A 13696-nucleotide genomic window follows, 5' to 3' on the forward strand; every position below is an offset into this window, starting at 1 on the left:
TATGAGTTACAACTTATTAAAAGGTAAAAGAGGTATTATTTTTGGAGCCCTCAACGAGATGTCTATCGCATGGAAAGTTGCTGAAAGAGCAGTTGAGGAAGGTGCAACAATCACTTTGTCAAATACTCCTATCGCAGTAAGAATGGGTACAGTAAATGCACTGTCAGAGAAGTTAAACTGCGAGGTTATTCCTGCTGATGCAACTAACGTTGAGGACTTGGAGAACGTATTCAAGCGCTCAATGGAGGTTTTGGGTGGTAAGATTGACTTCGTTCTGCACTCTATCGGTATGTCACCAAACGTGCGTAAGCACCGTACATACGATGACTTGGACTATAAGATGCTTGATACAACACTTGATATCTCAGCTGTTTCATTCCACAAGATGATTCAGAGTGCTAAGAAACTTGATGCTATCAATGAGTATGGTTCAATCCTTGCACTCTCTTACGTAGCTGCTCAGCGTACCTTCTACGGTTACAATGATATGGCTGATGCTAAGGCATTGTTGGAGAGTATCGGTCGTAGCTTCGGTTATATTTATGGTCGTGAGAAGCACGTACGTATCAACACTATTTCTCAGTCACCTACAATGACAACTGCTGGTTCAGGTGTGAAGGGTATGGATAAGCTCTTCGACTTCGCTGACCGTATGTCTCCATTGGGCAATGCAAGTGCTGCTGAGTGTGCTGACTATTGTATCGTAATGTTCTCTGACCTCACCCGTAAGGTGACAATGCAGAACCTCTACCACGATGGTGGTTTCTCAAATGTGGGTATGAGTCTCCGTGCTATGGCTACATACGAGAAGGGTCTCGATGAGTATAAGGACGAGAACGGTAATATTATCTACGGATAAGTAAAGCCCCACCCCGACCCTCCCCGAAGGGGGAGGGAGGCAAATAGGGGAGGGGTAGGATAAAGGGGATTGTCTTTATAGATGTAATTCTCTACCACTATCTAATGTAACTCCTCTTTATGCGCTTGTTGAGGAAGGTGCTAAGCCCAAGTTTAACCGGCAAAATTATTTTTCATAAATTTTCGGGATGTTTTGTGTAGTATCAATTTGAAAAATGATTGATAATCAAGTGTAGAGTATTGTTGCGAGGAGTAAAATCTGATTTGTAGGACACAGTCATATCAAAATTATTTTGTTACTTTGCACTCATGCACGCAAATGTACAGACACGATTCAACCCTGCCACAGGGGACATGGCTCCTTATTATCGCATCAAGGAGTCATATCGTGATGTGCAGGGTCATGTACATTCGCTAATTCTGTTGAATATCGGGTTCGAACCTTCACTTACTGCTGTACAGGTTCGAAAAATTGCATACGCTCTTACCGAACGCTTCAAAAATAGAAGTACACCCTCGCTTTTCAAAGAACATCTTGACGGTCTTACTCCTATTGAACAGGCAAAGGCTGACGAATGGTGGATCCGTATGGAGAAAGAAGGTGGAATCGATCGATTTAATAAGGAAGAGCAGAAGTCGCTGAGAAAATATGAGAACTACATAGACCTTGAGACGGCAAACTATACTGACGCAAGGAATGTTGGTGCAGAGTGGCTCTGCAAGCAGACAATAGACAAGCTACAATTAGAGGGTTTTCTGCGCAAAAACGGGTGGACGGAGAATGCGATACACACGGCTTTGTCAGCATTGATTGTTCGCACGGTATATGCAGTTTCTGAACGTTCATCTTATTATTATTTGCGCGATAACTCGGCTGCCGCTGAACTTTATAGTGGAGTTCCTGGCTGGACACCAGGAATCAATTCTCTGTATAAAATCACTGATAAATTATATGAACTAAAGGAACAGTTAGAGCATCATCTGTGCAGCATTACTGACGCTCTCTTTAATATAGACAACAAGTTGATGCTCTTCGACTTAACCAACTTCTATTTCGAGGGCAGCAAGCGTAACAGCAACAAGGCCAAGTTCGGTCGTTCAAAAGAAAAACGCTCTGACTGTAAGCTACTTGTACTTGCATTATGTATCAATAAAGAAGGTTTTATACGTTATTCTTCTATCTTAGAGGGTAATACAGCAGATCCCAAGTCTCTACCCAATATGATTGATACGCTGGCAAAGAGGAATCCATCAAGAACAAAGGATACGCTCGTTGTCATGGATGCAGGTGTTGCCACGGAAGAGAACTTGGAGTTAATAAAGAAAAAGGGTTACAATTATCTCTGCGTATCCCGTACGAAAATGAAAGACTATATGCTCAGTGATGATAACAAGAGCGTTACAGTAATGGATGCCCGTCGGCAGAAGATAACGCTGAAAGAGGTTAAGACAGAGGATGATGAGGATTATTATCTCGAAATAACATCTCCTTCGAAAGCTATGACAGAGTCGTCCATGAACAGGGTTTGGAAAGAGCGTTTTGAGATGGAACTGCAGAGGATAAACAATGGAATCTCCAAGAAAGGTGGAACAAAAACCTATGAAAAGGTTGTTGAACGTACAGGACGTGCCATACAGAAGTACCCTTCTATAGCGAAGTTCTACCAGATAAGCTACATAAAAAATGAGAAGAAGCCCAAGGAGATGCTACGTGTAGACTGGGAGATAAAAGACCTCTCGGCAATGGAATCTGGTCATGGAGTCTATTTCCTCCGTAGCAATGTCAGGACACTTTCTGAGTGTGTAACATGGGAATACTACAATCTCATTCGTGAGATAGAATGTACGAACAGACAACTAAAGAATGATCTCAACCTCCGTCCAATCTATCATCAGAAAGATGAGCGAAGCGACGCACACCTTTTCTTCGGTTTATTAGCCTACTGGGTGGTAAACACTATCCGTTGTCAATTAAAACGAGAAGGAGAATCCTGTTACTGGACCGAGATAGTACGACGTATGAGTACCCAAAAGCTCGTCACCACAAAAGGGAAGAATCCATTAGGTGAAACCATCGAGATGCGCCAGTGCAGTAGTCCTTCGAAGCAAGCAAAACAGATATACGATAAGTTGAACTTAAAACACTCACCATTCAAAAAGAATAAAATTTGTAGGACACAGAGCCCATAAGAAAAACGAGGAAAGTACGGTGACAGTAACAATTAGGCGAAAGTGGGTGTTAAACTTGGGTAAGAGAAATAATAAAAAACTCCAGTAAGTGAGAACTTACTGGAGTTTTTTTATTTCTATTGTTATTCTCGAAATAACTTATTGTACCAAATCTTAAGCAAGTTTGTCTCCCTCAAATCTTTTTTCTATAGCAAACCATAAGCAAACTTTCCTCCCTCAAATCAGTTTTCATACCAAACCATACGCTAATTTGTCTCCCTCCCCTTTCGGGGAGGGTCGGGGTGGGGCTTTACTTCCTACCAAAGTCGGCAGGAATCTCACCCCACTGCTTGGTTTCCCACTTTATAATAGGTGTCGTAACCTTATGCGTTTGGAGCCAATGTTCCGCGCGAGCGATGACTTGATGAAGTTGTTCGGTATCTGCATTGCGGACAAAAGTAGTCTTACAACGTTTTTTATTCACCCATAAGATAGCATTATAAGAGTCGCTATAAATAACTTTATCCTTGATACCTTGCTTCTCCATTAGTGCCAAAGCATGAACAATAGCGAGGAACTCACCAATATTGTTTGTTCCCATAACTGGACCAAAATGGAAGACTCTTGCACCAGTTTGTAGGTCAACACATTGATACTCCATCGGTCCCGGATTGCCAGAACAAGCGGCGTCAACAGCCCAAGCACCAGCCCCCCTCAATCCCCCCGAAAGGGGGGAAGCCCCAGTCTGCTGTGGTTGGATGCCAGACTGAGTATTAGTTTGAGAACTCGTCTGTGTATTTTGCGGAGAACCACCTGCTTGATTTGTATTCTGTGAGTCTATTGCCATTATAGTTTCTTTAATCTTCTGGATAACTTCTTCCCTATGGTTGAAGACTTCCTCATTAGTGAATCGGATGACAGTATAACCCCATTGCACAAGGTCACGAGTCCGTTCCTCATCCTTTATAATCTGTTCATCATTAAAATGATACTTACCATCAATTTCAACAATAAGTTTATACTTAAGGTTGATGAAGTCGGCAATATATTGTCCGATGATATGTTGTCTACGAAACTTGTGACCACTTTGTTTTCCTTTTAGGTATAACCAAAGTAGGTTTTCTGCTTGTGTAGAGTGCTACCTGTTCTTGATAGCATTTGCTTTCAGCAGTTCATACTCTATCTCATCAGCCGTTTCATAGATGTACATAGCCTAATGTTTTTTACTTTTATCCCACCTTACCCATTTTGCCTCCCTCCCCCTTTGGGGAGGGTCGGGGTGGGGCTTTACATCCTCTCAGGCACCTCAATACCGAGCAATGCCATACCATTCTTGATGACCTTAGCCACGTTCTTGGCAATCATCAGACGGGTAATCTTCTCTGCTTCGGTATAAGCGTTGAGGATGCTATAGTCATGATAGAACTGGTTGAACTCCTTAGTCAGCTCATAGCAGTAGTTTGCAATACCACTTGGGCTATAGTCGATACCAGCCTGTACAACTGCAGCACCGAAGTCATTGAGCTTCTGGATGAGAGCAATCTCCTTGTCATTGAGCGGAGCATTGCCGTTAAGTGATGCTGGTAAGGTGATGTTCTGTGCCTCAGCCTTACGGAGGATACTACGGATACGTGCGTAAGTGTACTGGATGAATGGTCCTGTATTACCATTAAAGTCGATAGACTCCTCTGGGTTGAAGAGCATATTCTTGCGCGCATCAACTTTAAGGATGAAGTACTTCAGCGCACCCATACCCACGATACGTGCAATCTCGTTCTTCTCTCCCTCTGTGATACCTTCCAACTTGTTCACCTTATCCTCGCTAAGACTCTTTGCGTTCTCAATCATTGATGCAACAAGGTCGTCTGCATCGACAACTGTTCCCTCACGACTCTTCATCTTACCGTTTGGCAATTCAACCATACCGTATGAGAAGTGTACAAGATCTTTACCCCATTTGAAGCCCAAACGGTCCAAGAGGATAGAGAGAACTTGGAAGTGGTAGTTCTGCTCGTTACCAACGACATAAATCATCTTGTCGATAGGGAAGTCGTTGAAACGCATCTCTGCAGTACCAATGTCCTGTGTCATATAAACCGATGTGCCATCCTTACGCAGTAGAAGTTTCTGGTCCAAACCCTCATTTGTGAGGTCAGCCCATACTGAGTTGTCTTCCTTACGGATGAAGAGTCCCTTCTCAAGACCTTCTTCCACCTTCTTCTTACCAGCGAGATAAGTGCTTGATTCGTAGTAAATCTTATCGAAACCAACGCCCAACGCCTTATAAGTCTCATCGAAACCAGCATATACCCAGTTGTTCATCTTCTCCCACAAAGCACGAATCTCTGGGTCGTTAGCTTCCCACTTCACGAGCATTTGCTGAGCTTGATACAGGAGACTTCGGTCTATATGTTCTGAAATTTTTTTCTCTAAATGCGTAATTAATAAAATTCTCTCAGGTATCTGTCTCCATAATGGACGCTTTATTAGTATTTTTAACAAATCTGAGAATACCTTATACATTCCATAAGAATAATCTTCACTAAATCTGTATTCCTTTTTTTTCTTCTTCTTTAATATATGCTTTCCAAGAAGTTTCGAAAACATTTCATACTCACTGGGGTTATTGAAGATAGTAATACTTTCTTTTTTAGAGGAGTAATTCTCTAATGTCTCTATCATTGTTTCATAAAGCATAGACATATGCCAATTGAAAGAAAAACTACTTCCTGATTGTTTTTTGTACTTGAAATAATCTTTTCTGCTAATTAACAAGTCAAGCAACTCATCAATATTATATGCTTTTTCTTGATTTGTTGTACCTTTTTTCCAATTTTGTATAAATCTTTTTTCTTGATTTCTAAGTTTTTTGTTGAATAGTACATATAGATCCCCAACAAAGTGATCGCCCTTCTTGCCAGCCTGCTCAGGGGTGATACCATTACCCCACTTCAGCCAAGCCAACATAGACTTACAGATGTGGATACCACGGTCATTAACGATATTTGTCTTTACCACCTTGTTACCATTAGCCTCCATAATCTGTGCCAACGACCAACCGAGGAGGTTGTTACGTACGTGACCAAGGTGAAGTGGCTTATTTGTGTTAGGTGAAGAGTATTCAATCATCACCAATGGACTCTCGTCTGTCACACGCTTCTCACCGAACTTCTCGTCAGCATTGATGTCATTCAGCAGCCCTGTCCATGCAGCCTGCGCAATAACGAGGTTGAGGAAGCCCTTTACGACATTGAAGTCTGCCACAGCCTTGCAGTTCTTCTTCAGGTATTCACCTAAATCCTGTGCGGTATCTTCAGGCTTCTTGTGTGAAGTCTTCAGCAGTGGGAAAGTGACGAGTGTGAGGTTACCCTCAAAGTCGCTGCGTGTCTTCTGCAGCTGAATCATCTTTTCAGGAACTTCTGTTCCATACAATTCCTTTACAGCTGCAAGTGCAGCAATGGTAATTTGCTCTTCTATCTTCATCTTTTGTTTCTTTTTATCTGTCTGCAAAGTTACGGAAAATCAGCCGAATAACGGCAGGAGGAGGGTGGTTAATTCATAATTCATAATTCATAATTCATAATTATGATTAGTTTTGATTCAAAACTTATATCTCATACTTTATAATTTTATTGTTTGTCAGTTGTAATTATGTTTGCCCTTTTATGCAGTCTAATAAACAATCTTGTGTAAGCTTTTTAGTAGTGTTTTGCGGTGGTGTTGATGCTCAGCACGAGTGGTGTTGTTGGTAAGCACCAATGGTGTTAAGCGCTAATCGCCATGCAATATATGATGGGGGAGATATCAACTTGTTGTTAAAAAGAGTCATACTGTCAAAAAGTAATTAATGGTTATTCGATGTAGGGGCTTACTTTCTTAACCCAAGTTTAATACCCACCTTCGCCTAATTGTTACTGTCACCGTACTTTCCTCATTTTTCTTATGGGCTCTGTGTCCTACAAATTTTATTCTTTTTGAATGGTGAGTGTTTTAAGTTCAACTTATCGTATATCTGTTTTGCTTGCTTCGAAGGACTACTACATTGGCGCATCTCGATGGTTTCACCTAATGGATTCTTCCCTTTTGTGGTGACGAGCTTTTGGGTACTCATACGTCGTACAATCTCGGTCCAGTAACAGGATTCTCCTTCTCGTTTTAATTGACAACGGATAGTGTTTACCACCCAGTAGGCTAATAAACCGAAGAAAAGGTGTGCGTCGCTTCGCTCATCTTTCTGATGATAGATTGGACGGAGGTTGAGATCATTCTTTAGTTGTCTGTTCGTACATTCTATCTCGCGAATGAGATTGTAGTATTCCCATGTCACACGCTCAGAAAGTGTCCTGACATTGCTGCGGAGGAAATAGACTCCATGACCAGATTCCATTGCCGAGAGGTCTTTTATCTCCCAGTCTACACGCAGCATCTCCTTGGGCTTCTTCTCATTTTTTATGTAGCTTATCTGGTAGAACTTCGCTATAGAAGGGTACTTCTGTATGGCACGTCCTGTACGTTCAACAACCTTTTCATAGGTTTTTGTTCCACCTTTCTTGGAGATTCCTTCGTTTATCCTCTGCAGTTCCATCTCAAGACGCCCTCTCCAAACCCTGTTCATGGACGACTCTGTCATAGCTTTTGAAGGAGATGTTATTTCGAGATAATAATCCTTATCATCCTCTGTCTTAACCTCTTTCAGCGTTATCTTCTGCCGACGGGCATCCATTATCGTAACGCTCTTATTATCATCACTGAGCATATAGTCTTTCATTTTCGTACGGGATACGCAGAGATAATTGTAACCCTTTTTCTTTATTAACTCCAAGTTCTCTTCCGTGGCAACACCTGCATCCATGACAACGAGCGTATCCTTTGTTCTTGATGGATTCCTCTTTGCCAGCGTATCAATCATATTGGGTAGAGACTTGGAATCTGCTGTATTACCCTCCAAGATAGAAGAATAACGTATAAAACCTTCTTTATTGATACATAATGCAAGTACAAGTAGCTTACAATCAGAGCGCTTTTCTTTTGAACGACCGAACTTGGCTTTATCGCTATTACGCTTGCTACCCTCGAAATAGAAGTTGGTTAAGTCGAAGAGCATCAACTTGTTGTCTATATTAAAGAGAGCGTCAGTAATGCTGCACAGATGATGCTCTAACTGTTCCTTTAGTTCATATAATTTGTCAGTGATTTTATACAGAGAATTGATTCCTGGTGTCCAGCCAGGAACTCCACTGTAAAGTTCGCCAGCAGCCGAGTTATCGCGCAAATAATAATAAGATGAACGTTCAGAGACAGCATATACCGTACGAACAATCAATGCTGACAAAGCCGTGTGTATTGCATTTCCGTCCACCCATTTTTGCGCAGAAAACCCTCTAATTGTAGCTTGTCTATTGTCTGCTTGCAGAGCCACTCTGCACCAACATTCCTTGCGTCAGTATAGTTTGCCGTCTCAAGGTCAATATAGTTCTCATATTTTCTCAGCGACTTCTGCTCTTCCTTATTAAACCGATCGATTCCACCTTCTTTCTCCATACGGCTCCACCATTCGTCAGCCTTTGCCTGTTCAATAGGAGTAAGACCGTCAAGGTATTCTTTGAAAAGCGAGGGTGTACTTCTGTTTTTGAAGCGTTCGGTAAGAGCGTATGCAATTTTTCGAACCTGTACAGCAGTAAGTGAAGGTTCGAACCCGATGTTCAAAAGAATTAGCGAATGTACATGACCCTGCACATCACGATATGACTCCTTGATGCGATAATAAGGAGCCATGTCCCCTGTGGCAGGGTTGAATCGTGTCTGTACATTTGCGTGCATGAGTGCAAAGTAACAAAATAATTTTGATATGACTGTGTCCTACAAATCAGATTTTACTCCTCGTTACAATACCCTATACTTGATTATCAACCATTTATCAAATTGATACTACACAAAACATCCCGAAAATTTATGAAAAATAATTTTACCGGTTAAACTTGGGTTAAGTTTAATACGATGATACATAGAGAATATATGATTTAAATTTTATTGGCTACAATGCTCACTTTTAGTTGTAAAGTCTTGTATTTATGTGTGTTGAGTTCTGTTTAAAAGTAGTTTATTTCTTGTTTATTTGCAATATTTGCGCTATCTTTGCAATTAGATTAACTATAAAAAAAATAGATCATATGCGTAAAAGTATTCAGAAGTGGACTTATGCCCTTGTAGCCAGTGTATTTGCATTGGTAATGTGTTTTAGCCTTAGTGCTTGTGGTAGTGATGATGATAATGATGTAAATAATGGGGTAAGTCCTGTTCTTTACAGTGATTTTGGAGGTAGAATCGGTGTTAACTATCCATTGGGTATCTCGGGTAAAATGGTTGCTTTCTTTATTCCTAAGAGTCAGGCTGGACAGATTGTTGACTTAACAAAGACCGGTGATTGGGTTGCTGGTGGTTCTGCAGTTGGTGGTCTATACAGCTATGATGATCATCTTTTCCAGAAAGGAAGTTATGTTTATCTTCTAAAGACGGGTGCAAATGAGATAGAACTCCGTTATAAATATATTTGGAAAGAAGGTACAGCAACTCGTACAATAGAGGGAAGCTATAAGAACGTAAAGATGACAACGCATCAAGGTGCGATTGATTGGGCACATAGGCAGGGCTTGTATTAAACCCAAATCGGTTATTAGACCACAATATGTATAATTCTTAACTATGGTATTTTTTCCTAACATATTTTATTTTATTATCGGCATCTTGTCTGTCTTTGTACCTTGACGTAGCCCGCTACGCCTGCGTTGCAAAGCCAAACAATCTGCTCGATAATAAAACAAAATATGTTTAGGCTCTAATGACCGATTTGGGTTAAAGTCAAATCAGCTTTTCAAAAGAAAACAGTAAAATGAGATTATACCAGAGTATCAGGTTCTACCAATGATATTTCTGGTATAATCTCATTTTATTTTTTTGTTTCCTCTACTGCGTTAAGGAGATGATAAGGGAGAAAAGATGAAAACGTGTGTCTTGTTTGTAAATTCCCTCTTGTTCAGATTATGCCTTTTCTGCATAATATCCACCCTTTTCTTTGATATAATCAATGAGTTCTGAGAAGATTTGATTTTGTCTTAATGTTGGCTCATTACCAGTAAGAATCAGCTGTTTGCGGGCTCTTGTGATGGCAACATTTAGTTTACGATCAATAGGTTGACCATCTTCATAGAACGTGTTGGCGGTGAGGAAGTCGAGTTGATAGCGACTTTGAATGGTAAAAGAATAAAGAATGATGTCACGTTGGCTACCTTGATAGCGTTCCACAGTGTCAATACTGATTTCTTCCAATTCGGGAATACCAAGTTTCTCAATCTCCTTTCTGATCATTGCAATCTGATTGCGGTAAGGTACGATGACACCAACAGACTTCTGTGGGTCGAAGTTATTGCCGAGTTGTCGGTGTAGGCGTCTTAGCAGGTCGGTAATGATACGTGCCTCCTCCGTGTTTACTTTCTCAGAAATATTCAGTTGTCGACACGGCTTTGAAGGGATGAAAATCATACGATGCGCCTTCAAAACATCATCGGTCTCGTCCTCACTCGCTTCGTTATAATTCAATGTCTGCTCTAATTGGTGGGCTAATGGTACACATTCGATTTGTTCGCGTGCATAAAACTTACGATTAGCAAAGTCGGCAATGTCTGGGTGCATTCGTCCTTGTTTGTGCAGTGTACCAATGAAATCAGTTCTCCCTGCTGCTCGCTCTGTAAGAATGAGCCGTTCGAAGAGAGAATTAGCGCAAGAGTTTAGATGAATTGCTTTCAGTGTTTCATTCTCAACAACCACCTCAGCATCACTTTGTTGCACAACTGCTGGCAATTGTTTATGGTCGCCTATTAATATAAACTGGTCTATCGCACGCCTTTCTGCATGTCGGGCTGTAAGTAAACCAATAATATTTGGCTCTAATATTTGACTTGCTTCATCAATGATAGCGAGGTCGAAATGTTTGATATTAAAGAGAGCAGCATTGCTGTTCATTGTAGAGGTTGTGGCTACAACGATGCGCGCATCCGCTATGGTAGACTTTATGCTGTTGAGGGTTGCATTTTCATCTAACACTTCCTTCAACAAATGGTCACTATATTTCGGGTCGCAACTGAACTCATTACCAATGCGGATGTAGTCAAGTTCGTTCTCTGTCAGCATATTACAAATCTCGTCGACAGCACGATTTGTATAGGCAAGGAGGAGGATTGCCGTCTGGGTGTTGGGTGTTGAGTGTTGGGTGTTGATGGTTTCTGAAAGTTTGTTGTGCTTAGAATCTTCTGCTGAATAGGCTGAAGATGGTTGTGAATAGATGTTCCCTGCCAACTGTTCACGCACAAGGAATTGCAGGGCTTGTGAGGTCTTGCCTGTTCCTGGAGGACCGATAAGAAGGAAATAATCCTGTGCCTGCTTTGCTTTCAAGATGATTTCGTCATAATCGGGATGGTAGCTGCGGGATAAGGTAAGGGACTTATCGATACGTGGTGCCCGCTGTCCCAAAAGCAATTGACGGCGTTCTTCGTTTGAAGTTATGAAGGTATAAAGACTTCTGATAGCCGAAGTACCACCAATATCACTACCAGCATGCTCAATAGCGAAGTAATCTCCGCTGATAAGGTCAGGGTTTTGCTGTCCATCATTGAGGTGTACAACAAGTCTGTCACCATGTATCTCCTGTAGTGAACCTTTGAAAAGAATACTCATTCTCACGTCAGGAGCCTCGTTCTTCTTGTACGCATAGAGGTAAATCATATCTCCTCTGCGAAAGTTAGGGAGGAAATCTTCACCCTGTTGGGGTACAGCGAGTGTAATCGTATCATAGCCGTTGAACGAGCTGCTACGCTCTTTCTCGATGATAGTCAGTCCTGTATAGATGTTTCCTGTCTCTTTCTTCTCCGCAAGAGGCATATTCCAAAGGTCAGCATTACTATTTCCTACACCTTCCTGTACACCCACTTTCGACACTAATTGTTCCTTGATAACAAAGGTCATCATACGTGTGAAATAAGCACGTTCGAGGTCGTTGAGTTGGTGAAGTGGTGCCAGTGTCTCGGTGAGTTGTGGCAAGAGGTATCTATTGTAGAAGTTATCGTTTTGTTTCTCAACGTTCAATGTCTGCGGTGTGAGCAATGGCAACATCCTGTCAAAGCCATTATCAGCCATCCAGAACTCCGTTGCCACGGCTTGATTACGGAAGCGGATAGTTTCACGAATCAGCTTTTGTAGTGGCTCCACTTCGAGTAATCCGTCGGGTAGGGGATATTTAGAATACAACAGTTGGATGTGTGCATTCTTCGGACTAAGCTGAAAGTTATATTGCAAGATACCATAGTAGAGTAACACCTGCACATAGTGTTTCTCAACATGGAGTGAGCCATGTGAATTTTTGTATTTGCGTTCAATAAAAGTATTCTTGCCCGACTTCTGCTCAACAAGTAGTTTTAAGTCGGTTGTCATCAAGTCGACACGACCCTGTATGCCCAATCGTTCGCATACAAAGGAAGGTTCAAGAATCGCTTTCTCACGGTCGAAGGTTTGGAATATTTCGTCAACAATCCCCTTGATGTTCTCCACCTGTCGTTCTGCATCTTGTTTGAAAGTTGCTGCATCAAAGTCGGGACAAGTCGCATAGTCCAAAGCCTTCTCTCTGAAGTTAGAACGGAAGGTATCTTTGATGTCGTATTTTGCTGGATGATTGATGATATCATCGAGTGCAGAACCAGCGAAGTTACCCAATACAATGTGTTTATTGCTCAGGCGGGGAGTAAGTCTGTTGACGGTGAAAAGCAACGGATGGTGTCCGTATGTTTCAAAACAATTAGCAATGGTAGAGATATCTATCAGGTAGTCTGGCTCAACGACGATAAGACGTGGTACGACCTTTTTTCGTGTAACAGTACAGTCAAGAAGATTCAGCTGCATCCCTTCGCGTAGCATCGGGCGTAAGTAGCTGAAATCAATGTAGTCTGGTGTGTTCATATAGTCCACTAACAAGAGTTCTTCGCTACTGTCTTGATTGGTTACAGCCACCTGAATAGTACTGTCGTCCCACTCTCTTACGATACAACGAATGTAACGATAATTCGTAATCAGTATATTCTCCGTTGTGCGTCCACGTGCTGGAATTTTCCCAACAAGGAACGATGGGATAGCCTCCTGCACAACAGCAGACACGAAGATAGCCAAGGCACGACAGTCGTAAGCCACGTCTTCTGGGAGAATCGGTGCGTAAGAGTTACTGTGTCGGCGCATTTTCTGGATTGCCACAATATCCTGTGGGGCGATGTTATGCTGCCTACAGAGCGACTCCACCTGCGAAGAAAGGTTGCCGAAACCATGTCGGGTGTTTTTTAATCCTTCATGACAAGCAATGACGAGTGTCTCGTGCATGATGAGTGCCTGTGCTTCAGATGGTGCTGAAAGGATGTCAGCGATACGTGAGAAAAGTTCGTGTGCCATAGGATAAAGTCTCCTCAGTCCTCTTGATAAAGAGGTGTTACGTTTTTACAATGCGTGAGGACTAATTCATTGGGTTATGTTTTGAGTGGGTGTTATTGCTTTGTAGTCAGTTGGTTGTGAGCGTTCTTTATTGCAGAAAGCCTATTGTTGCGAATTATTTTCATGAAAAGAAGGATTTATTTAC

At 41.7% G+C, this 13696-nt stretch carries 6 protein-coding genes and 2 pseudogenes; 3 read left to right on the top strand and 5 right to left on the bottom strand.

The genetic code is table 11. The features are described 5' to 3' along the window. Position 1 precedes the first annotated feature (1 nt). Together J4861_RS12705 and J4861_RS12710 are read left to right on the top strand one after the other, a co-directional pair. Positions 2-859 carry an enoyl-ACP reductase FabI gene (locus J4861_RS12705; RefSeq protein ID WP_211805004.1) on the top strand — a complete coding sequence of 286 codons (858 nt, stop codon included), beginning with the start codon at positions 2-4 and terminating at the stop codon, positions 857-859. Positions 860-1167: 308 nt separating this feature from the next. Further along, positions 1168-3048, top strand: coding sequence for an IS1634 family transposase (locus tag J4861_RS12710; protein ID WP_211817123.1), 1881 nt, complete (start codon positions 1168-1170; stop codon positions 3046-3048). A gap of 289 nt (positions 3049-3337) precedes the next feature. On the opposite strand, the gene J4861_RS13440 is transcribed toward J4861_RS12710, so the two are convergent. From J4861_RS13440 to J4861_RS12730, 4 genes and pseudogenes are all read right to left on the bottom strand, one after another. Then, the gene (locus J4861_RS13440) at positions 3338-3874 is read right to left on the bottom strand and encodes an RNase H family protein (RefSeq protein WP_249110864.1); all 537 of its coding nucleotides are present in this window, start codon (positions 3872-3874) and stop codon (positions 3338-3340) included. 12 nt (positions 3875-3886) lie between these two features. Continuing rightward, positions 3887-4150, bottom strand: a pseudogene (locus J4861_RS13495) (endonuclease domain-containing protein); the annotation flags it as partial. Between the two features lie 164 nt (positions 4151-4314). After that, positions 4315-6510: an arginine--tRNA ligase gene (gene argS, locus J4861_RS13575; protein WP_249110865.1), complete on the bottom strand. Its 2196-nt coding sequence runs from the start codon at positions 6508-6510 to the stop codon at positions 4315-4317. A 457-nt stretch (positions 6511-6967) separates the two neighbouring features. Then, positions 6968-8847, bottom strand: a pseudogene (locus J4861_RS12730) (IS1634 family transposase). Positions 8848-9197: 350 nt separating this feature from the next. Between J4861_RS12730 and J4861_RS12735 the strand changes: the two are divergent. After that, positions 9198-9686 carry a hypothetical protein gene (locus tag J4861_RS12735; protein WP_211817124.1) on the top strand — a complete coding sequence of 163 codons (489 nt, stop codon included), beginning with the start codon at positions 9198-9200 and terminating at the stop codon, positions 9684-9686. Between the two features lie 379 nt (positions 9687-10065). Here J4861_RS12735 and J4861_RS12740 read toward each other — a convergent pair whose 3' ends face one another. Then, positions 10066-13512, bottom strand: coding sequence for a DEAD/DEAH box helicase (locus J4861_RS12740; protein ID WP_211817125.1), 3447 nt, complete (start codon positions 13510-13512; stop codon positions 10066-10068). Positions 13513-13696: the final 184 nt, after the last annotated feature.

Origin of the sequence: Prevotella melaninogenica (assembly GCF_018127925.1) — a bacterium.
Taxonomy (GTDB): Bacteria; Bacteroidota; Bacteroidia; order Bacteroidales; family Bacteroidaceae; genus Prevotella; species Prevotella melaninogenica_C.

Bases quoted from the DNA above. Each gene is read 5' to 3' on its own strand.
- J4861_RS12705 (WP_211805004.1), top strand. From the start codon at position 2: ATGAGTTACAACTTATTAAAAGGTAAAAGAGGTATTATTTTTGGAGCC.
- J4861_RS12710 (WP_211817123.1), top strand. From the start codon at position 1,168: ATGCACGCAAATGTACAGACACGATTCAACCCTGCCACAGGGGACATG.
- J4861_RS13440 (WP_249110864.1), bottom strand. From the start codon at position 3,874: ATGGCAATAGACTCACAGAATACAAATCAAGCAGGTGGTTCTCCGCAA.
- argS (WP_249110865.1), bottom strand. From the start codon at position 6,510: ATGAAGATAGAAGAGCAAATTACCATTGCTGCACTTGCAGCTGTAAAG.
- J4861_RS12735 (WP_211817124.1), top strand. From the start codon at position 9,198: ATGCGTAAAAGTATTCAGAAGTGGACTTATGCCCTTGTAGCCAGTGTA.
- J4861_RS12740 (WP_211817125.1), bottom strand. From the start codon at position 13,512: ATGGCACACGAACTTTTCTCACGTATCGCTGACATCCTTTCAGCACCA.